The sequence below is a fragment of the Nostoc sp. DedQUE07 genome (assembly GCF_034530975.2).
In the GTDB taxonomy this organism is placed as follows: domain Bacteria; phylum Cyanobacteriota; class Cyanobacteriia; order Cyanobacteriales; family Nostocaceae; genus Nostoc.
Genome location: NZ_JAVRCC020000019.1, coordinates 26,023 through 47,006, shown reverse-complemented (window position 1 = coordinate 47,006; position 20,984 = coordinate 26,023). Strand labels below are relative to the sequence as shown.

General features: G+C 41.9%; 20 protein-coding genes. 10 read left to right on the top strand and 10 right to left on the bottom strand.

Annotated elements, in window-relative coordinates:
• Positions 1 to 11 precede the first annotated feature (11 nt).
• The 5 genes from pstB to RMZ95_RS16400 all read left to right on the top strand — a co-directional run bounded on the left by pstB (position 12) and on the right by RMZ95_RS16400 (position 4,354).
• Positions 12 to 839, top strand: a complete 828-nt coding sequence (pstB, locus tag RMZ95_RS16420; protein WP_322673590.1) for a phosphate ABC transporter ATP-binding protein PstB — start codon at positions 12 to 14, stop codon at positions 837 to 839.
• Positions 840 to 1,100: 261 nt separating this feature from the next.
• Entirely contained in the window at positions 1,101 to 1,325 is a 225-nt protein-coding gene (locus RMZ95_RS16415; RefSeq protein WP_322683526.1) for a hypothetical protein, read from the top strand.
• On the top strand, positions 1,294 to 1,575 hold the full coding sequence (locus RMZ95_RS16410) for a type II toxin-antitoxin system RelE/ParE family toxin (protein WP_322683525.1): 282 nt from the start codon (positions 1,294 to 1,296) through the stop codon (positions 1,573 to 1,575). Before RMZ95_RS16415 ends, RMZ95_RS16410 begins: the two co-directional genes overlap by 32 nt.
• A 115-nt stretch (positions 1,576 to 1,690) precedes the next feature.
• Positions 1,691 to 2,116, top strand: a complete 426-nt coding sequence (locus tag RMZ95_RS16405; RefSeq protein WP_322673587.1) for a hypothetical protein — start codon at positions 1,691 to 1,693, stop codon at positions 2,114 to 2,116.
• 117 nt (positions 2,117 to 2,233) lie between these two features.
• On the top strand, positions 2,234 to 4,354 hold the full coding sequence (locus tag RMZ95_RS16400; protein WP_322683524.1) for a single-stranded-DNA-specific exonuclease RecJ: 2,121 nt from the start codon (positions 2,234 to 2,236) through the stop codon (positions 4,352 to 4,354).
• A gap of 78 nt (positions 4,355 to 4,432) precedes the next feature.
• Here RMZ95_RS16400 and psb30 read toward each other — a convergent pair whose 3' ends face one another.
• Positions 4,433 to 4,576, bottom strand: a complete 144-nt coding sequence (gene psb30 / locus RMZ95_RS16395; protein ID WP_069068686.1) for a photosystem II reaction center protein Ycf12/Psb30 — start codon at positions 4,574 to 4,576, stop codon at positions 4,433 to 4,435.
• 383 nt (positions 4,577 to 4,959) lie between these two features.
• Between psb30 and RMZ95_RS16390 the strand changes: the two genes are divergently transcribed.
• From RMZ95_RS16390 to RMZ95_RS16380, 3 genes are all read left to right on the top strand, one after another.
• Positions 4,960 to 5,310 (top strand): YkgJ family cysteine cluster protein, encoded by a 351-nt coding sequence (locus RMZ95_RS16390; RefSeq protein ID WP_322684273.1) that lies wholly within the window; start codon positions 4,960 to 4,962, stop codon positions 5,308 to 5,310.
• 100 nt (positions 5,311 to 5,410) lie between these two features.
• Entirely contained in the window at positions 5,411 to 5,842 is a 432-nt protein-coding gene (locus tag RMZ95_RS16385) for a TMEM165/GDT1 family protein (protein WP_322673584.1), read from the top strand.
• Between the two features lie 77 nt (positions 5,843 to 5,919).
• The gene (locus tag RMZ95_RS16380) at positions 5,920 to 6,222 is read left to right on the top strand and encodes a TMEM165/GDT1 family protein (RefSeq protein WP_322673583.1); all 303 of its coding nucleotides are present in this window, start codon (positions 5,920 to 5,922) and stop codon (positions 6,220 to 6,222) included.
• 158 nt (positions 6,223 to 6,380) lie between these two features.
• Here RMZ95_RS16380 and RMZ95_RS16375 read toward each other — a convergent pair whose 3' ends face one another.
• The gene (locus RMZ95_RS16375; RefSeq protein WP_322673582.1) at positions 6,381 to 7,307 is read right to left on the bottom strand and encodes a cobalamin-binding protein; all 927 of its coding nucleotides are present in this window, start codon (positions 7,305 to 7,307) and stop codon (positions 6,381 to 6,383) included.
• Positions 7,308 to 7,755: 448 nt separating this feature from the next.
• Between RMZ95_RS16375 and RMZ95_RS16370 the strand changes: the two genes are divergently transcribed.
• Positions 7,756 to 9,984 carry an ATP-binding protein gene (locus RMZ95_RS16370; RefSeq protein ID WP_322684274.1) on the top strand — a complete coding sequence of 743 codons (2,229 nt, stop codon included), beginning with the start codon at positions 7,756 to 7,758 and terminating at the stop codon, positions 9,982 to 9,984.
• Positions 9,985 to 10,048: 64 nt separating this feature from the next.
• On the opposite strand, the gene RMZ95_RS16365 is transcribed toward RMZ95_RS16370, so the two are convergent.
• From RMZ95_RS16365 to RMZ95_RS16355, 3 genes are all read right to left on the bottom strand, one after another.
• Entirely contained in the window at positions 10,049 to 10,486 is a 438-nt protein-coding gene (locus tag RMZ95_RS16365) for a GNAT family N-acetyltransferase (protein ID WP_322684275.1), read from the bottom strand.
• Positions 10,487 to 10,835: 349 nt separating this feature from the next.
• Positions 10,836 to 13,808 (bottom strand): L-glutamate gamma-semialdehyde dehydrogenase, encoded by a 2,973-nt coding sequence (gene pruA / locus RMZ95_RS16360; RefSeq protein ID WP_322684276.1) that lies wholly within the window; start codon positions 13,806 to 13,808, stop codon positions 10,836 to 10,838.
• Between the two features lie 474 nt (positions 13,809 to 14,282).
• On the bottom strand, positions 14,283 to 15,650 hold the full coding sequence (locus tag RMZ95_RS16355) for a protein kinase domain-containing protein (RefSeq protein WP_322684277.1): 1,368 nt from the start codon (positions 15,648 to 15,650) through the stop codon (positions 14,283 to 14,285).
• 347 nt (positions 15,651 to 15,997) lie between these two features.
• Between RMZ95_RS16355 and RMZ95_RS16350 the strand changes: the two genes are divergently transcribed.
• Positions 15,998 to 16,648, top strand: a complete 651-nt coding sequence (locus RMZ95_RS16350) for a hypothetical protein (RefSeq protein WP_322673577.1) — start codon at positions 15,998 to 16,000, stop codon at positions 16,646 to 16,648.
• Positions 16,649 to 16,693: 45 nt separating this feature from the next.
• Here RMZ95_RS16350 and RMZ95_RS16345 read toward each other — a convergent pair whose 3' ends face one another.
• From RMZ95_RS16345 to RMZ95_RS16325, 5 genes are all read right to left on the bottom strand, one after another.
• Positions 16,694 to 17,485 carry a HEAT repeat domain-containing protein gene (locus RMZ95_RS16345; protein WP_322673576.1) on the bottom strand — a complete coding sequence of 264 codons (792 nt, stop codon included), beginning with the start codon at positions 17,483 to 17,485 and terminating at the stop codon, positions 16,694 to 16,696.
• Positions 17,486 to 17,592: 107 nt separating this feature from the next.
• On the bottom strand, positions 17,593 to 18,435 hold the full coding sequence (locus RMZ95_RS16340; protein WP_322684278.1) for a HEAT repeat domain-containing protein: 843 nt from the start codon (positions 18,433 to 18,435) through the stop codon (positions 17,593 to 17,595).
• Entirely contained in the window at positions 18,435 to 18,689 is a 255-nt protein-coding gene (locus tag RMZ95_RS16335) for a phycobilisome linker polypeptide (RefSeq protein ID WP_322673574.1), read from the bottom strand. The genes RMZ95_RS16340 and RMZ95_RS16335 overlap by 1 nt, the downstream gene beginning before the upstream one ends.
• A 75-nt stretch (positions 18,690 to 18,764) precedes the next feature.
• Entirely contained in the window at positions 18,765 to 19,634 is an 870-nt protein-coding gene (locus RMZ95_RS16330) for a phycobilisome linker polypeptide (RefSeq protein WP_322673573.1), read from the bottom strand.
• A 173-nt stretch (positions 19,635 to 19,807) separates the two neighbouring features.
• Positions 19,808 to 20,620: a phycobilisome linker polypeptide gene (locus RMZ95_RS16325; RefSeq protein ID WP_322673572.1), complete on the bottom strand. Its 813-nt coding sequence runs from the start codon at positions 20,618 to 20,620 to the stop codon at positions 19,808 to 19,810.
• Positions 20,621 to 20,984: the final 364 nt, after the last annotated feature.

The following is a 20,984-nucleotide window of genomic DNA, read 5'->3' as shown; positions in this document are numbered from 1 at the left end:
AGTTCAACCAAATGACTTATAGCAATAGTAGAAGTAAATCAGATAGTGCCACAATTGACCAAGATAATGGTGTATTCAATGTTGAAGGTGTGAAGGTGTATTACGGTGGATTTCTGGCACTTTTAGATGTCTACTTAAAGATTCCTGATAAACAAATTATTGCTTTTATTGGGCCTTCAGGATGTGGTAAAAGTACTCTTCTGCGTTGCTTCAATCGGATGAATGATTTAATCCCTGGAGCTAAAGTTGAGGGTAGACTGAATTATCGCGATCGCAATATTTACGATCCTAAGATAAATTCTGTAAAATTACGCCGCCAAGTCGGAATGGTTTTTCAAAGACCCAATCCTTTCCCCAAGTCAATATACGAAAATATTTCCTTTGGGCCGCGGGCTAACGGTTATAAAGGTAACATCGATGAATTGGTGGAAGATTCTCTCAGACGCGCTGCTATCTGGGATGAAGTCAAGGACAAACTCAAAGAGAAGGGTACTGCATTATCTGGCGGACAACAGCAACGACTTTGTATTGCTCGTGCGATCGCCATGAAGCCAGATGTATTATTGATGGATGAACCATGTTCTGCTCTCGACCCAATTTCTAGTCGCCAAGTAGAAGAACTCTGCTTAGAACTCAAGGAGCAATACACCATCATCATGGTGACACACAATATGCAGCAAGCTTCTAGAGTCGCAGATTTCACGGCTTTCTTCAATACAGAAATTGACGAGCATGGCAAACGTCGCGGCAAATTAGTTGAGTTTAATCCGACAGCGCAAATGTTCAGTTCTCCTCAAACCAAAGAAGCTGAAGATTATATCAGTGGACGGTTTGGTTAAAGAGACATTACAGCAGAAAGGGAAAGGTAAAAGCCAAGTTCAATTCTGAGTAACTATTATTCCTTTGCTTTTTAACCTTTTCCCTTTCATCTAAATCGAGTCAACTCAATGTCCCTTTAAAAAATACTTCTATCTACTAAAATTTATACCTTGAAAGAAATCATCCAACTTTTGCAGTTTGTTTTTTCGTATAAGTTCCCTGCCACTAAAAGCTGAGACTAGGTAATATATATACATATAACCATAAAAAAAAGACGTACAGTGGAAATTCAAGAATTAAAAGCATTGATTAAAGAAACTATGCGTGAAGTTCTACAAGAAGAAAGACTTCGACTCTGCCAAATTCTTATTCCTTACATAAGTGATGATGAGCAACGCGAACTTGAAGCCGAATTTGGTATACCTTCAGATGATCCTGAGGATGAAGTAATCGATATGACCGATTGGGTAAGATATGGCAATAAAGTTTCGCAAAAAAGCGATTAAATTTTTAGAAAAAGCAAGTCCCGAAGATGTTGAAAATATTCGGGAGCAAATAAAGCGAATTATTATTGCTGTCGAAGACCAAGGCATTATCCCGTTTACAGAATTAGATATCAAAAAGATGAAAGGTGGTTGGGAGGGATTTTACAGACTACGTATAGGTAAAAACAGAATTATTTTTACAGTTGATATTGATTCGAGAGACATCGAAATTTACGCTATTGGTGCGAGAGGAGATGCTTATAAAAAATAATTCGTAATTAGTAATTTAATAACTGGGAATTACCAAAGTAATTTTGGAAAATATACTGAGGTTTAATAGTACTAAATTGAAGTAATATTTCAGTTTAGTACTTATACTGTGTATTATGTTTAAGCCTCTGTCATTTGCTTTAGTTGCAGCTACAATTCTAGTTGCATCAATCAATAATCCCAATGCTACTTTAGCTCGAACTTGTGCCTCTAAGTGTGGGTCGCACCCAATTCAGTTTACACCTGGGCAACACATCCGAGTTGAAGTTGTAAATAGCACACCTAACCCGATCAAAATTCAAAAACCCTCCGAGACTGATGCAATATCCTTGAGTCCAGGGCAGAAATTAAACTTAGGACAAATAGAAGGTACAGAACCAAATACATCTTTGATATTTTGGAGCGAAACAGGTTTATCACTACAAGCGATTGTCTCTAAACTTAACTTTGGTACATTGCGCCTGGAACTCCGTCCGACTTGGCGCTCTCCGGGCGATCGCTCGTTATATATTATGGATGATGGCAGAATAAACGTGTTTTAGATAGCAAATTAATGTTATGAGTTATGAGTTATGAGTTATGAGTTATGAATTAAGAAATAACTTTTAATTAAAAACTTCTAACTCTTAACTTCTAACTTCTAACTCCTAACTTGTATTGTGCTAGACCAAGCTGTATCTGAACTATCAAAGCCTCGTAGGCGCTTACCCGATCAGCGCTGGCAAATTTATCCACAAAAACCAGAATTTGCCCAAAATCTGGCGTTTTTGACAAATCTTTCACCCATTATCAGCCAGTTATTAATTAATCGGGGGATCGAAACACCAGAACAGGTACAAGCATTTTTAAATCCAGAGTCTTTAGTTTTGCCTTCGCCGTTAGAAGATTTCCCTGATTTGGCGATTAGTTTAGAGTTGTTGGAAAATGCGATCGCTTCTCAAACAAAAATTGCTATTTGTGGTGACTACGATGCTGATGGGATGACTAGTACTGCTCTACTTTTGCGTAGTCTCCGCACTTTAGGCGCACAAGTAGATTATGCTATCCCCAGCCGGATGCACGAAGGTTATGGTATTAATAAACGCATAGTTGAAGAATTCCACAGCGAAGGTGTGGGATTAATTCTGACTGTAGATAATGGTATCTCTGCGTTTGAACCAGTTGCCAGAGCTAAAGAACTTGGTCTTGCAGTAATTATCACCGATCACCACGATATCCCCCAAAAATTACCACCAGCTAACGCTATCCTCAACCCCAAATTAATAGCCGAATCCTCACCTTATCGGGGTGTTGCTGGTGTTGGTGTTGCTTACATTTTGGCAGTGTCTCTAGCACAACAGCTAGGTCAGGCTAAGGGCTTGATCCAGCCGATGCTAGCACTATTTACACTGGGAACGATCGCAGATTTAGCCCCCTTAACTGGCGTAAATCGTCGCTGGGTAAAACGTGGTTTACAGCATTTACCCAAATCCCACTTACCTGGAATACAGGCGTTGATTCAGGTAGGCGGCGTGCAGGCGAGAGATGAGGGAGCAGGGGAGCAGGGGAGCAGGGGAGCAGAGGAGAAAATTGCCAATCCAAAATCCAAAATTCAAAATCCAAAATCGCTGAAGCCTGAAGATATCGGGTTTCGCTTGGGCCCGCGCATTAATGCTATTGGTCGGATTGGTAATCCCCAGACTGTGATTGAATTGCTGACTACAGATGATATGGGGGTGGCGCTGGAAAGAGCAATGCAATGCGAACAAGTCAACGCCTCTCGCCAAGAGATGTGTCAGCAAATTGAACAAGAAGCGATCGCTTATGTAGAGACAGAATTTGTGACGTCTCTACAAAAAGACCGTGTATTAATTGTTGTTCAACCCAATTGGCATCATGGCGTTATTGGTATCGTCGCCTCCCGCTTGGTGGAACGCTACGGTGTTCCTGTATTTATTGGGACTTATGAAGATGAGGGACATATACGCGGTTCTGCACGCTCAATTCCAGAGTTTCATGTGTTTGAAGCTTTGGAATATTGTCATGATTTACTAGGCAAATTTGGCGGACACAAAGCAGCCGGGGGGTTTTCTCTACCAGCAGAGAATTTAGAGATGGTGCGATCGCGTTTGATTGAGTTTGCTAACCAGTGTCTTGAACCCCAACATCTCAAGCCTCTGCTAAAAATTGATGCCGAAGTCAACCTCAATCACATTAATCAACAGCTTTATCAACAGCTTAATGCTCTACATCCCTGCGGTATGGACAACCCCGATCCAGTTTTCTGGACACCTAATATTCAAGTGGTTGAGCAAAAAATCGTTGGTAAGGGTCACATCAAACTGACCGTTGCCCAAACTATAGATAATCAGGAATATAGAATTAAAGCGATCGCTTGGCGTTGGGGCGACTACTTCCGTTTACCACCGCGAGTGGATATCGCTTACAAATTGCGAGAAAATTACTTTAACGGTAACACCACCATCGAGCTAGAGTTAATCGGAGTCAGACTGCCAATTCCGATTCAACAATTTTTTGCTTCGCCACCTATCCAGTCAAGCACCACATTTGAATACAACCAGCGACAATATACTTGTGGTTTCTATAAAAACGGTATTGAAGCAGAATTAAGAATTAGAAATTCTGAAGGTAAAGTCTTAGCCATCCAGCCAGGACATATAATTGGTTTGCTGGGCACTAATCGTCAAAACGCTAAAGAAGTTAATATTTCTCAACCACAGTACGACAATATTATCCAAGCTGCCCTTCAGGCGTTATCAGTACTGAGTGCTGAGTTATGAGTTATGAGTTATGAATTCTTAATTAACTTCTCACTCCTAACTCTTAACTGTTAACTCCTTAGTCAGCACTCAGCACTCTTATAAGTTGCCGTTGCGAAATGCCAGCACAAAGATTACTGCTGGACCAGCAATCACGATGAGCGCCACGGACAACAATTGGAAAATAACTTCCCAATTGATACTGGTAAAAGCGTTAAACAAGTCAGACACAGCGTCAAACATTTTTCCTTTTCTCCTGCCAATAGTCTTAAAAAATTCAATAACTTAAATTAGAAAACCCGAAATCGATCATATCTGGCTATGGACTGTTAAATTTAATTTACTTAACAAAATTATAAGAAAAGATATAAAAACGTAAAATAGGGGGATTGGGGATTGGGGACTGGGGGGACTAGTTCGGTTAAGGCAAGAGACGCGATGAATCGCCGTCTCTACAATAATCAGTCTTTCATTTTGATAGCGATTTATTGCGTCTTTGCGATCTCAAATTTGCATCAAAAAACCTTAACCGAACCGTATTGGCTCCCAATCCCCAATCCCCAGTCCCCAATCCCCAATCCCCAATCCCCAATCCCCAATCCCCAGTCCCCAATCCCTAATCCAAAATGTCAACTTGGCAATGTGTAAAGCAATGTGGAGCCTGTTGTAATCTCGATCCAGCAGAGCGTCCAGACTTGGAAGAGTACCTCTCTCCACCAGAACTAGAACTCTACCTCAGCATGGTAGGCGAAGGGGGATGGTGCGTTAATTTCGACCATACCACGCGAGAATGTCGCATCTACCCCAATCGTCCGCGCTTCTGCCGTGTGGAATCAGAAGTGTTTCAAGATATGTATGGGGTTGAACCAGAAGAAGTCAACGATTTTGCTATTGACTGCTGTCGCCAGCAAATAGAAGGAGTTTATGGCGAAAGAAGTTTAGAAATACTACGCTTCGACAAAGCTGTTGGCCTTTGACATCCAACCCTGCTTTTTTTGTGTGAGATTGCAATTTATGACAAAAATCTGAGAAAATGATAGAAATATGAAAACACCCTAGCAACCAAAACTACTGCTTGTGAAACTTGATTCTGCACCTTTGGAGATTTCTGGCATATCTCACACTGAGATCGAGCTAGAACTGGAAGACAGCAATGATTTTAACTTAACTCCTGCGATCGCTCCCTTGGTTCAGCCTGTAATTGCCGATAGTCCTCAAAAGCAGCAATCAACGTTGGTAATTTTTGGTACGACTTTTGTAACCATTTTTCTAGCAGAAATTGGAGATAAAACTCAGCTATCCACTTTGTTAATGAGCGCACAATCTCATTCGCCGTGGGTGGTATTTATCGGCTCGGCGGCAGCCCTAATAACCACCAGCTTATTAGGTGTACTTTTAGGTAGTTGGATAGCCAATCGACTCAGCCCGAAAACTGTAGAAAAATCAGCCGGCGTAATGTTGTTGGTAATTTCCCTAATGCTATTTTGGGATGTATTTACTAGTTATTAGTCATTGGTCATTGGTCATTAGTCATTGGTCATTGGTCATTGGTCATTAGAAAAATTCCCCACTGCTCCTTAATTTATATGGATTGGCATTTATTAGGACTGAGCTTTATTACGGTTTTTTTATCAGAATTGGGTGACAAAAGTCAGCTAGCGGCGATCGCACTTTCAGGACGTTCTAATTCTCCGCGTGCAGTGTTTTTCGGTGCAGCAGGTGCATTGCTGTTGACAAGCCTGTTGGGATCGTTAGCAGGGGGTGCAGTAGCGGAATTATTACCTACACGTGTTTTAAAAGCGATCGCGGCTGTAGGATTTGCCATTCTTGCTGCACGTCTGCTGTTGTTTAACAATGAACCATCGGCAGATTCTGAAAAAACACCTTGAAGAAGAATCCAGAATCCAGGAATCAGAATTAGTCTTTGTAGGCGATTGGAACGCATCAAGGTTTTAAACCAATCTCACTCAGCCTGACTTGAATTCATACTGAATTATGACCGGAGGCGGAGCGTCTCCGGCTCCGCTCCTGAGTTCTGAATTCTTTTTTACAAACGTTCCCAAGCAGTTCCTTTGTAGCCGTATTGAAAAATTTCTGGATGCAAAATTTCTGCCAAAATTTCTAGAGAATCTACCAGTCGCGGCCCTGGACGATTGAAATAAGAATTGCCATCAGTAATGTAAACTCTACCAGTTTCGGTAGCATGTAGTTTTTCCCACTCTGGACGTTGAGTTAATAAATTGGCTTCTTTGCGAGTGCGGTTTAAATCAAAGCCACAAGGCATAAAAACAATTATGTCGGGATTAGTTGTTAATAGTGTTTCCCAAGGCAAGATCGGAGAAGGCTGACCTGTAGCGCAAAATAAAGACTGTCCTCCTGCTAAGTTAACTAATTCAGGAATCCAATTAGCGGCGATCATCAAAGGATCGATCCACTCGATACAAGCGACAGTAGGCAGTTCATCTAAAGAAAGTCCTTGGATTTTTTGCTGACAAATTTTGACGCGAGCTTCTAAATTTTCTAAGACTTTTACCGAGTCTACGCCAAAGGTGTTGCTGACTCGTTCAATGTCAGCCCAAACATCTTGGAGAATATTGGGTTGTAAAGAAATAATCTGAGGTTTACTGTCAATGAGTGTAGCAACTGCCTTTTCAACATCGTGTAAGCTAACAGCACAAACATCGCACTGGTCTTGAGTGAGAATATGGGTAGGCTGCAATTGCTCTAAAACATCTGTTTTGATTTCATAAATACTCAGAGCAGATTGCAATAACTTGTTCACGTCGTCGTGAATTTGGCTGCTGGAGGCATCACTGTTTAAACGTGCTTGGGTACAAATGGGGCGATTGAGGATTTCTGGAGGGTAATCGCATTCGTGCGATCGCCCCACAATAGCATCAACCAATCCTAGTGTCGCTAAAATCTCTGTTCCACCGGGAATCAGGGAAACAATTCTTACATCACTATCTGTCATCGCTCCACCTCCGCAAAAGCTGCCGTTACCTTAAGTTTGGCAGAATTTGAGCCATTAAGTATCTTTCTCTAGGAGAATCAAGGGTATTTTGCTAGTCAGTACTAAGCAAGAAATTGTACTAGGGATTGAGTATTGGGAAAAGTCTTTAGCACTCCCCAGTTTCAAATAAAAAATACTATACTACTTATACTACTTAATAGTAAAATTACTTAATAGTGAAATTACTAGAAATGCTAATTATCCCCTGGCAAAAATTATTGGTATGAAGTAACAGAAGTAATCAGCAAAATCTAGCTTATAACTAATTAGCCAGAATCATAAAATTTAGTTAGAAAAATTATATTTTCCGGTTATGAAAAACCATAGCAAGTAATTGTAGTTATACAAAGACAGTTCTACTTTTCCCGTAGAACTGCAAGTCCAAATTATTTCTTCTTGAGGGCAACTAATGCAGGTGGTGTCAGCTAGAAATATAACAGAGCACAACCAGGCCCAAGAGGCTTTACGAATCAGAGAAAATAGTCGGCGAAAACAAAGCCAGATGCTGGTGCAACTGGCAAGAAGCAAGACATTTCAGCAAGGTAATCTCAATGCGGTGTTGAGGGAAATTACAGAAACTGCTGCTCAGACGCTGTTAGTAGAGCGAGTTGGGGTATGGTTATATAATGAAGAACGTTCAAAAATTGAATGCATTGATTTGTATGATGTCAGGACTAAGAAGCATACCTTTGGTAACTCGCTTTTAAAAACAAATTTTCCTGTTTATTTCCAGGCTTTAGAAGGGGAGCGTACTATTGCCGCAGATGATGCCAGAAACGATTCCAGAACCCAAGAATTATCCGAGTCTTATCTATCAGCTTTGGGCATCACATCTATACTAGACGCACCAATTTGGCTAGAGGGTCATTTGATAGGCGTAGTGTGTCACGAACACATAGGTGAAGGTCGCCAATGGACTTTAGAAGAAGAGAGTTTTGCTGGCTCAATTGCAGATTTTGTGACACTGGCTATAGAAGCGAGGGAGCGAAACGTCGTACAGGAAGCACTGCGACAGAGTGAGGCACAATTTCGGGCGATTTTTGAGCGTTCCTCTATCGGTATTGGCCTGATAGATATGAAAGGGCAGATAGTTGATACTAATCTGGCACTATGCGAGATTTTAGGATACAGCCGAGAAGAGTTATACGGCAAGAGCTTTACAGATTACATTTCCATAGAAAGGGAGGATTTAAAACTTTACAAACAACTGATGTCAGGAATTCGCACAGACTTAAAGAGAACTTCGAGGGACGGTTTACAACCCTCCAAACATCAGAAACAGGTTGTCGAAAGACATCGTATTGAGATAGAAAGATGCTGCCAGCATCAAAATGGTAACTTACTTTGGACTCATATCTCTGTTTCTGTTATACCAGGCAGCAATGGTAAACCTGAGTTTTTTCTAGCGATGATTGAGGATATTACTGAACGTAAACAAACAGAGTTGAAACTACGTGCCTCTCAAGAAGCAGCAGAAGCTGCCAATCGAGCAAAAACTGAATTTTTAGCAACCATGAGCCATGAGTTGCGGACACCTCTGAATGCGATTATGGGTTTGTCACAGTTATTGCAACAAGAAATAGTTGGTTCTTTGAATGAAAAGCAGAACGAATATGTAAGTTGTATATATAGTAGTGGCGAACATCTACTGGCAGTGATTAACGATATCCTTGACTTATCTAAAGTAGAAGCAGGTAAAGAGGATCTGTTATTATCATCTTTGTCAGTGGTAGATATATGTAATTATGCTATCTGGACAGTGCGCGATCGCGCCTCAGAAAAGGGATTGCAACTCACACATGAAATTGACCAAGAAGCTGATATTTGCATTGCTGATGAGCGGCGCATCAAGCAAATGCTACTCAACTTGCTCACTAATGCGATTAAATTCACCCCAGCAGGCGAAGTATCGCTGGTAGTGAAAAAAGTGCCACAAGGGATAACGTTTACAGTTTCAGATACTGGCATTGGTATAGACTCAAGTCAGTTTCAATTTTTATTTGAACCGTTTAAACAGCTTGACAGTCGGTTAAATCGGCAGTATGAAGGCACTGGTTTAGGTTTAGCCTTGACGCGGAAATTAGCGCGTTTACATGGTGGAGATGTTACCGTGACATCAACTTTAGGAAAGGGCAGTCAGTTCATTCTGTTTCTACCAAATCCAGAGCATCTGGAAAATAGGGAAGATGAGACAAATGAGATAGATAAGATAGATGAGACTGAAGAGGAAGCAAACTTTACCTCGTCCTCCTCTTCTTCAGTCATCTCCACAAATAAAACTATTTTGCTTGTAGAAGAAGAGGAAAACACAGCAACAGTATTGCAAGATTATCTCCACACAATTGGCTACCAAGTCAAGTGGATAGATAATAGTAACGACTTTTTGAAACAGGTACAAAGCTTCCAACCAGATTTAGTTTTTTTTGATTTGCAGTTAGTAAAAGATGCTCATATCTGGAATTTGCTGAATATCCTTAGAAAAGAGCCTTATCGGGAACATTTACCGATTGTAATGATGACCTTTAGCGAACCTTTAGAGGAGAAAATCGCCATACTACCAGGTAGTGTTGATGACTACCTTATCAAGCCAATTCGTATAGTTCAGCTAGAGTCAATTCTAATGAAATATTTTAGTTAATTGCTCATAAACATACATTTTCTTTAAAAGATTACTAAAAAAATACTACATAATTTTACTTTAACTATGAAAATATTTTTCTCATTTTCACATGGAGAATATTAGCTTCTTCAAATATTTCTCCTTCTTCTACAAAATCCAGTTTTTTGTATAAATCTTTCACATATTCTTGAGCATGAATTACGACTTCTGGAATATCTTGGTTAGCTATCACCTGTAGGGCATTTTCCATAATTTTCTTACCAATACCTTGCCCTCTAACTGTCGACAAAACAGCTAACCTTTCTATTTTGGCAGTTTTCTCATTTAAATATCTGATTCTAGCAGTACCTACAGCTTCCACATTTAAATAAGCAATTAGATGATCGGATATTTCATCTTTGCCATCGAATTCTAAAGCGGGATCTACACCTTGTTCTTCTTGAAAAACTGATTTTCTAATTGCTTGAATTGCCGGAAAATCTTTAGGTAATTCAGCAACTTTTATAACTAAATTACTCATTAAACTCTGTTTGATGTTACTACCTATTGTAGTTTAATGTGAGTTTGATGCACCTCTCCCTGCTTTGACCGAAAGTGCAAGCCTGTCCCTCTTTGAGTCGGAGCTACGGTGTACACACAAGTCCTTCTGACCCCCTCTAACTCGCCCTTGGTAAGGGGGAGAACCGGATATTTTCCCCCAATACATCGGGGGGATTAAGAGGGGTAAATCCAGGATTGGGGCTTCATTACCAAGATGTGTGTACACCGTAGGACTCGGAGAGGGAGGGTTTTACGCAGTAAAATCAGAGAGAGATGTTTTGATTGTGCTAATTGACGGACACTATATGAGCCGTGGAATTCACGTTAGTTTAATCTGCACCTTCAATTGGTGCAAAACCTTGACGTTGAATATTTTCTGTCACCGCGCGTGGTTCTAAAAATTGCAGTAAGTAGTCAGGGCCCCCTGCTTTAGAACCTACTCCCGAAAGTTTGAATCCACCAAAGGGTTGCCGTCCAACGATCGCTCCGGTAATATTGCGGTTGATGTACAAATTCCCAACTTCAAACTCTGTCTCTGCCTGCTGAATGTGCGAAGGTGTTCTAGAATAAAGTCCGCCAGTTAAGGCGAAGTTTGTACCGTTGGCGACTGCTAACGCTTCCTGGAAATCTTTCACCCGAATTACCGCCAGCACAGGGCCAAAAATTTCTTCCTGAGAAATTACCGCATTGGGCGATACTTCACTAAAGATGACTGGGCCAATAAAATATCCTTGCTTGGGTGCTGGTAATTCCAAGGCTACCTCAGCTGATTGCCGACCTATCTCAATATACTTCTGGATGCGATCGCGGGCATTAGCATCAATCACTGGCCCAACTTGTGTACTCGGTAACTCTGCTTCCCCAATGTTTAAGGATTTTGTTGCTTCTACCAATCGTTGCACAAAGGCATCATAAATCGGTTCCAGCACAATCACCCTGGAAGCAGCAGAACATTTTTGTCCGCTGTAACCAAATGCCGACTGCACTATCCCCACAACAGCTTGGTCTAAATCAGCACTTTCATCAACAATAATGGCATTCTTGCCACCCATTTCCGCAATCACCCGTTTCATGTGCTTTTGTCCGGGTTTCAGCGTTGCCGCTTCTGCGTAAATTCGACATCCGACTTCTTGAGAACCTGTAAAAGCAATTACATGAGTATCTGGATGATTGACCAAATGAGCGCCAACTTGCGAACCCTTACCAGGTACGTATTGAAATACACCTTTGGGAAAACCAGCGTCTACCAAGATTTCTGTGAGTTTCGCTGCAATTACAGAAGATGTTTCCGCAGGTTTGAGGAGAGTGCAATTGCCAGAAACCAAAGCTGCAACAGTCATTCCACAAGCGATCGCTAGCGGGAAATTCCAGGGAGAAATCACTACAGCAATTCCTCGTGGTTGGTAAATATAATGGTTAGTTTCCCCAGGTATGTCGTAATTAACACCTTTGTCTAATCGTTCTATCTCATCAGCGTAATACCGACAGAAATCTATCGCTTCCGAAACCTCTCCATCAGCTTCCTTAACTGGTTTCCCAACTTCCAAAACTATCCAAACTGAAAGTTCAGCACGGCGGAGTTCCATCAAATCACCCGCTTTCCGCAAAATATCAGCGCGTTGTTTAGCTGGTGTTTTCTTCCATTCAGGAAAAGCCGCTTTCGCAGCTTGCATTGCCTGTTCCGCTTGTTCAACGCTAATCAACCCAACTTTACCAATTACCTCACTGAAATTAGAAGGATTGAGAGAATCAACAAATTCCGGCGGATTAACATACTCGCCATTAATCAGTGGTAAATAAGTTTTACCTAACTGTTGGCGAACATTTTGGAAAGCTTTCGCGGCTTTCCTTCTTATCTCTTCCTCAGCGTAATCAGTATCAGCAGCACCGAGGAAATGAGAGTCAGGAGTTAAAGATTTCTTCTCCTCTTTGAGAATCGGCGGCGCTAATAATTCTTCAATTGGTCGATTTTCGAGATTTTGCCGTAAAAAAGAACTATTAGCTGTATTTTCTAACAACCGACGAATTAAATACGCCATTCCAGGTAATAATTCACCGTAAGGACAGTAAACTCTCACCCGATAACCCTTGTCAACCAACGCCTTTGCAACTTTATCACCCATACCGTAGAGGACTTGTAATTCAAAGCGACGGCGGGGGACATTTAAACTTTCAGCAATGGCAATGGCGCGAGAGTGCGATCGCACATTATGGCTACCAATGGCAGAATAGACATATTGATGATTTTCTAACAACAATTGAGTGATGGTTTCAAAGTTAGCATCAGTTGCGGCTTTGTCGTTGTAAACTGGCTGTGGCCAATGCTTCTGCGCTGCTTTGATAGTTTCTTGATCCCAATATGCGCCCTTCACCAAGCGGATTGTCAGGGGATAACCGCGTTCTTTCAACCAAGAAATTACGTCTTTGGCATCTTGTTCGCTATCACGCAGATATGCTTGAATTGTCATGCCAATATCTGTGCGTTGCCGAAATTCTTCTTCTAGTAAGAGTTTTTTCAGAATACTGAGAGTTATATCCTTATAGGCATACTGTTCCATATCAAAATGGACAGCTGCGCCTAATTCTTTAGCACGACGTAGGAGAATCCGAATGCGATCGCTAACTCGCTCCTCACTACCTTTAGCATCTAATGGATCGAATTGGGAATAAAACGCCGTTAATTTCACAGAAACCTGAACTTTTGGTATCGGTTCGCCATCAGCCTCATCAATCGCCGGAATAACTGCCCAATTCTTCGATGCTTCCACCAATTGTTGCATTAATTCTAGATAGCGTTCTAGATAAGACTGCGCTTCCGCTTCGGTAATAACCGCTTCACCAAGTAAGTCGATGGTGAAGGCCATTTTTTCTTTTCGCAGTCGTTCAACTGTTTTGATGACTTGTTTAATATTTTCCCCAGAAATATATTTATGGGCAAGAGTTTCAACGGCTGTCCCAACGGTTGTAGCAGCAACTTGTCCAGGCATCGAGTCGGGGTTAGCAAAGTTTAGCATTCCCTTCAAAGCTGCCGGCAATTCTACAGATTCATCGCCTAAATATTCTTGTAAATGTGAGGCAATTTCTGATTTACTATGCAAAGCCGGTAGCGTATCTATAAAGCGAAATAGCTGCACCCGCAATCCAGGGTTACTCATTGCCCAAGCTAGTAATTTATCATCCCAACGCATTTGATCCCGCAGGGAAGAAAAAAACGAACGATTTTCCTGCGTTGCGGCGAGAAGTTGTTTAGCAATTTCTTGGGTTTTAGCTTCGTAGGTGCTTGTTTGTACTTGTAATACCACTGATAATAACTCCGTTAATCAAGGCAAGGCTTTTTGTACAAAGCCTGTGTCTTCTATTTTGACGCTTTCATTTAGCTGTCACCATTATGCTGAATTCGGAATTACTATACCGTAAGGATTTCATTGATTTTGAATGATGTAGTTACGCCGTGCGTTCTAGGAACTTGCAATTAAAAAATATTCCTTGCGGGACGCTTGGCGAACGTAGAGGCATTGTGCATTAGTGTCAACTTAAGCCAAAACCCTTTTAAAATCTCGTTTTCAGCCTCTGGCTGGAAATGCTACTCTTGGCGGCTCTGCCGCGAGGAGAGGGAGGCTCCGCCTCAATCAGGGACATTCCCAGTCGGAGACTGGGAACGAGATAATCTGCTAAAAGCTTTTTCTAGACTGGCTTTAACCTTAATTTGACACTAATGGGCATTGCGCCACGACTACAGATGTGGATTAAATACATAAAAACTGCTATAAACTCGACTATGACAACGCACTTAACAATGCCCGCTTAAATTCGGCTGCACTCTTAAAGTGAATTTCTGGCTTATCAACCAACGCCAAATCAATCACCTGCGCTAGGGGTTGCATAATTGTTGCATCTCGTTGGCGAATTGGTATGGGATTATTCTGTAAAACTGCCAGAAAAGGGTCGCCTATGAAGTTGCGGGGGAAACAACCTGTTAGCATATTGTAGAGACAAGCCGCAACTGCCCAAATATCTACCTCCGGTTGGGCATATTTAAAGTTAAGCACCTGCTGTCGCGGCATAAAAACGGGAGTACCAGCTTGAGTCCCAGTCAAAGTTTGACCACTTAAACCAGCTAAGTCAAAGGCCTTAGATAAGCCGTAATCACCGATTTTTGCCACCAGCTTTCCGTCAATCTTAGTCAAGAAGATGTTACTCGGTTTGAGGTCGCGGTGAACTATACCTTTACCTTTGCCAAACTTCCCATCAGCCAGTTTGACATAAGGAAGTTCAACATTGTGGGCATATTCTAAAGCGTCTAAAATTTGGAGAATAATCGGTACTGCAATATCAACAGACAATCGCCCACCCAGTTGTTGCATGAAATCCCATACAGTACCGACCTCACAATATTCCATTGTAAAAAAGAAGATAATTTCCGAGAAGCTACAATCCATCAGTTGCACTACATGAGGATGTTGCAAAGCCTTGGTGTTTTCAGTCTCCTGGAGAAACATCTGCACAGCGAAGTCATTCGCCGCCACTGCTGGTAACATGACCTTTAAGGCTATGAACTTGCCAGACTGATTATGCTGTGCTAAATAAACTTCTCCGAATTCACTCGTGCTGAGAAGTTTGACAAGATTATAACCGCTAATTGCTTTGAGGTTGCGATCGCCACTCTCAGCCAAATTCAGAAAGTATTTGATGATGTCTAAGAAATAAGTTTGTTGTACTGGGTTATTTTTAACAGTAACATCATCAGGGATGAAGGTTGGTAGATTTACTCGATCTGGATGTATTTCTATACTAACTTTAAAGACAGTGTGACCTAAATTGATTTCGTCGCCTGTTCGTAAGTCATACTCTGGAAATTGGAATTTTACAGCTTCTTCAGCCGTTTGATTTCGTTGGCGTTGTCCAATATTTTTACCGTTAATGTAAGTGCCATTTTTACTACCAAAGTCCCGCACCCGAATATCAGGAGGATTAATATCTAGTAGACAGTGATAGCGGGAGATGCCCCGATGATTCTCATCATCTGGTAACTGAGGATTGCAATCTGGACTTCTACCGATTATGCAACTACTGCGGCAATCAAAAATATATTGCTGTCCTAATAATTGTCCTTGGATAACGGTAAGGATGATTTTAGCTGGCATCTTAACAATAAAAAATTAATGCCCACGATCATAACTTACCTGTATCAGATATCACAGTGGTGAACCACTCATATCCCGCTGATATTTGAAATTAACGGTTCCCCTTCCTGTAGGTGTGGTTGCAATACCCAGCAATTCTCGAAACTCCAAAGTTTCATTGATTTATAACTTGTAAATATATTCGCGTGAACTCACTCCTAACCCTTTACTACAAGTAAGGGGAAGAAAATTTTTCCTCTCTTTCTCGTAGCAAAGTTAGAAGGTGAGGTTCTACTTGAAGTCTTCTACTGCTGTTTTAACAGTATGTACTTATTTTTTCTAATACTCAGAATGGGTATACTGCCTCTATGCCTACAGAAAAATTTATGGATATTTTATTTTATAACTGGCAACACACACTCCAACCCTTTGGCGTCGATCGAGTAGCGGCTGAGAAAGCCTTTAATTTCTTGGTTGAAGCTTACTCTACCCCCGATCGCTATTACCATACACTGAAACACATCGATCGCGTTCTTAGCACAATTGAGGTTTTGCAAGGCTACACCAATAACCTAGCTGCTGTTCAACTAGCTGCCTGGTTTCACGATGTAGTGTATGACACTGAAGCCAAAGATAACGAAGAACGAAGTGCAGACTACGCTTTTGAGTTGCTGAGTAATTTAGGTATTCCAGAAAGTATTATAACTACTGTCACCCGTCTGATTCTGAACACTAAAAACCACCAAGCTGCGGTAAATGACTATGATAGCCAAGTCCTAGTTGATGCAGATTTAGCGATTTTGGCTACTAACCAAGTTGATTATCAAGAATACGCCCATGCTATTCGTCAGGAATATGGCTGGGTGGCAGAGGCAGATTATATCACAGGTCGTCAGAAAATTTTAGAACAATTTTTACAGCGATCGCGTATTTATTTTACGCCTTTAATGTCAGAGTTTGCCGAACCATCTGCTCGTGGCAATATCCAGGCAGAAATTCAATCTTTATCGCCTAGTTAGTTTGACATAACACCATACCGCAAGCGCAGTATGGTGTCTGGTGATTTACCGTCTGCCACCACCACGATGAGGTACTTCAGACACTTCAGTGTCTTCTAACTTTCTTTTCGGTGCAAACATTTCTTGATGTTGTTGCTGTTGAATTTTTTGTTGTGCAAATTTTACGCGGGTACGAACTCCCACATCGGCATCGGTATCGAGTATTTGCTGAAGTTGATTTGTAATCCGTGACGCTTGATCGGGTAAAGTTACTGCTATAGCGATCGCTAGTGTTTCTAAACTCGTCACTGCTGCATAACGCACTATCCACTCTGGATCTTGAGAAATTACTAATAATGCCTCTAATACCTGAGTCTGAACAGATTCCACTTTCTCAGCAGGTAGTTGCTGCCAGCGCAAAGTGCCTAATCCTCTGGCAGCTGCCCGCCGCACACTTAAGGAAAAATCGTTTTTTGCTGCCTCTAACAAGGTATCCAGCGCCCGGACATCACCAATTCCCGCCAAGGCGCGAATAGCCCAGGCTCTCGCACTGTAGTTGTAGTCATCAATTAGTTCCAATAGTGATGGTACTGCAACTTCCCCGATCGCAATTAGTCCATCTACTGCCGCCACTGCTGCCCCTGGATTGTTGTAGCCTAAAGCTGCAATCAGAGTGGGAACAGATTCCTCAATGCCAGCTGCCGCTAACTCCTGAACTGCGTCTAATAAGCGATCCGAGGAGTCTGCTTCTTCCACAGCACGAATTAATATTTGGGCAAGGTCACTGTTATTCATAATAATTTGCCATGAGTCATTAGGGATCTGCCAATTGTAGCTTAAGCCCTCCGTAGTTGACATCAGACACAAACCCCCTAGCCCTTATCTCGCAGCTATGTTAGGGGTTTATCTGTGGTAAACAGTTGATTTAAGCGTATTAATAACAACTAATGCCTGGGAAATTATGACTACAATAGCGAGTCCATCAAATTTATCACTTTTATCGCACCTGCTGACAAAGTGCTTGTTGCTGTGTGCTTAACTTGATGTTCTAGTAATCCTTTAAGAGAAATTAGCTTCAGGCTATTTTCAGCAAGAGTTTCGGCGATCGCATCTGCTGCGGGTAGATAGCCAATCGCTCCCAAGTCTGCTAACACTGCTCGACGCAATTGCAATTTATCTCCTGCCAGGGCTTTTACTAACCGTTCTCCATAAACTGGTTCTTGGGTTAATTGATACATCGCTCGTGCGGCAGCATATTGCACCAATTCGATTGGATGCTCTAAAAATGGTTTTACCAAAGGGATGCACTCAGTTGCCCTCAAGGCTCCCAAGGCTTCCAAAATGGCTTCGTAGGGTTGAGATAAATCAGGCTTTGAGATCAGCTGCTCTCCCTGCAAACCTACTTGTAATAACTCGATCAGGGCGGGAATGCAAACTGGATCGCCCAGCATTTCTAAGGATTGTACCGCCGCTTCTCGAACATAAAAATCTGAGCAGTCTAAACACGCAATTAAAGGTGAGACTGCCTGGCGATCGCCTAGTTTTCCTAAAGCCCTAGCTGCATTACGTCGCAGAGGATATCCGCCTTCTGGTGTTCTGTCAGCTTCATCCTCTAACGCTTTAATCAATCCTGTAACCGCAGCTGCTTCACAGATCCGAAACCTACCCAACCACCAGGCAGCATAAAAGCGCAGACCTAAATCTGCACTCTCAAGATTAGCGATCGCTTGCTCTACTGTTAAAGATTCATCATCGCCAGAGTTACCTGTCGGTGATAAATCTTCAAATTTTTGCGGACTAGAATTCATTATGAAGAAGGAGGATCGCTTTGTTCGCTATTTGTTTTAGCTTCAGCGTTCAATGGCTGAATGCTGACTATTTTGCCACCCAAGCGAGTAATCCGCTGCATTTCTTGATTCATCCGGTTCTCAGGTACTGTGAAAAACACAGTAGCACTAGAACGAATAGGATAGTTGGTTTTTTCAGTTTCTTCGCTTTGGCGCAAACCCACTACTTCATACCGAAAGTAGCGACTACTCGTACTGCTAATTGCTCCAACCATAAAATTAATTCCCAATTCTAGATCGTCATTAGTCGTTTGCCCTTAAAAATGACTATTGACTAATGACTATTGACACTAAAGAGGTTTCACACTTGCTATTTTACCACCTTGTTTTACCACTCTCTGGAAGTAACTAGATAGTTCTTCATAAGGTATAACCACCGCTTGATTGACGCGGCGTGTGCTGGGATACCCAGATCCAAAAACACCTGCTACTTCAATGCGGTAAAGTCTGCCTTCTTTACCAAAGGTTCCCGCACCACCAAAAGTACTGTTGGGGGTAACGCCTTTTTCAGAAGCAACGTATGAAAAGCCTGAAGAAGCACCGGAGGGAGGAACAATGACGGATGCGCTATTGCGACCTAGTTCGCTGGCAAGGCGGGTGTCTTTGCCTTTGAGTTGGGAGGTATCGCTACTGGCATAGCCGCGATAAAGTTGAAATATCCGGGTAAATCCGACAGTTTTTTGTCCTGTTTGGGTTTCAAAGCCGCGATAGTAAGGCACTATATTTTCACCAAAGTTAGATTGATACTCTGGCGAATCAATATAAGAATCGATGTCGGCTTCATATCCCTTGGTTTGATACAAGTCTAAGTGATAGACGACATCAGACTCATCATAAGGGGCACGACCTAACAAATGTTTGTAGTTCAGTTCGATGACGCGAGTTTGGAAGTTGTCGTAGAAAAATTTGGTTTTGTACAGTTCCGATTTAGCTACTTGACGCACAAACTCTTGCACTGTAATTTTTCCATCGCGGAGGATCGATTCAGCACTTGTTAGGCGGTCAGATGCCAATATGTAGTTGTTGCCCAAAACTTGACGATAGACGGCAGCAATTACTCTTTCGATGTCTTCTTTGGTTGCATTCGGACGCAATTCCACAGGAGACTGATCGCTAAAAGGTTCTGTTCCCAGACGGGAAGCTGCTGTTGTAATAGCCATTGGTAATTTTCCTTTTGTAATTAGTAGTTGGAAAAATTAGGAGTTAGGAGTTAAGAGTTAGGACTTAAGAGTAGGGATATAGTTAGGAATTTAAAACTCATAACTTCTAACTCCTCACTCCTCACTTCTAACTCCTCACTCCTAACTCCTCACTTAATTCCCCAATTCCCTATTTATACGGCTGTAATGCTAATAACCTTACTGCCCTTGCGATTCAACTGCTGTAATTTACTAGAAAGTTGTTCGTAGGGTACGATCAATTCCGCAGTACCGCGCCTTACTACAGCTGAGTTTGGGGAAGCTGCTTGTAACACTCTGATCCGGTATGTTTCGCCGCGATCGCCTCTAGAAAGACCTGCTAAAGCTCCAGCAGAGACTGGATAAATGGGTGAAGCTAAATTCTTAGCCACTTCCCAAGTGAGGCGTCCTTGTTTTTGTCCTTGAGCGCGATCGCTATTGGCATAACCCCGATAAAGTTGGAACAGTCGGCTATAGCCAACATTTTTCTGTCCTACTTGACTTTTAAAGCCTCTGTAGTTGGGCACAATATTTTCGCCAAAACTCTCTTGATATTCTAATGAGTCAATGTAGGAATTAATCTCAGCTTCATAACCTTGTGAGTTGTAAAGCTCAACATGGTACGAAATCTCTGACTCATCTTCTGGGGCACGCCCCAATAAATGCTTATAATTCAACTCGATAAACCGAGTTTGGGAGTTGGAGTAGAAAAACTTATCCCGATAGAGTTCTGATTGAGCAATGGCTAGCACAAATCCCCTTACGGTGATTAAACCTTGCTGCAATAGTGATTCTGCACTCTCTAGACGGTCTCCTTCTAGTAGATATGCATTACCTAAAACCTGACGGTAAGCCGCCCGGATAACCACTGCCACATCGGCTTCTGTTCTATCAGGGCGTAGTTCTACTGGTGCTGAATTTTCAAACGCTGCAATCCCTAATCTTGCTGCTTGTCCCAAAGCTGCCATCTTTTACCTCCTCAGTTTTAACTGCAAAACTGAAAACTTTTTAGAAAATTTTTTCTAGTCTTTTAACAGTCTTTTTGAAATTGACACTCACCTTACTTTAAATCAGGTGATTTTTAAGACATAGCTGCCTTAATATCCTGTTTCCACAGGTTCCCAGGCTCACCTTATCAGTTTGGCAGTCCCTCATGGGAGAGAAAAACCTTCAGAAGTTCTCTGTCAGACACTACGCGTAGCTTCCTTCCCTGTAGGGGGCGCGGACTCGTTAACGTTGCACTAGCATCTTTCCTTCCTTACGGAACGTTCCGCCAACACGTAGCGTCTCCTAAGAGAAGGTAGAAGATTGCGCTCGCTGCCTCACCACATC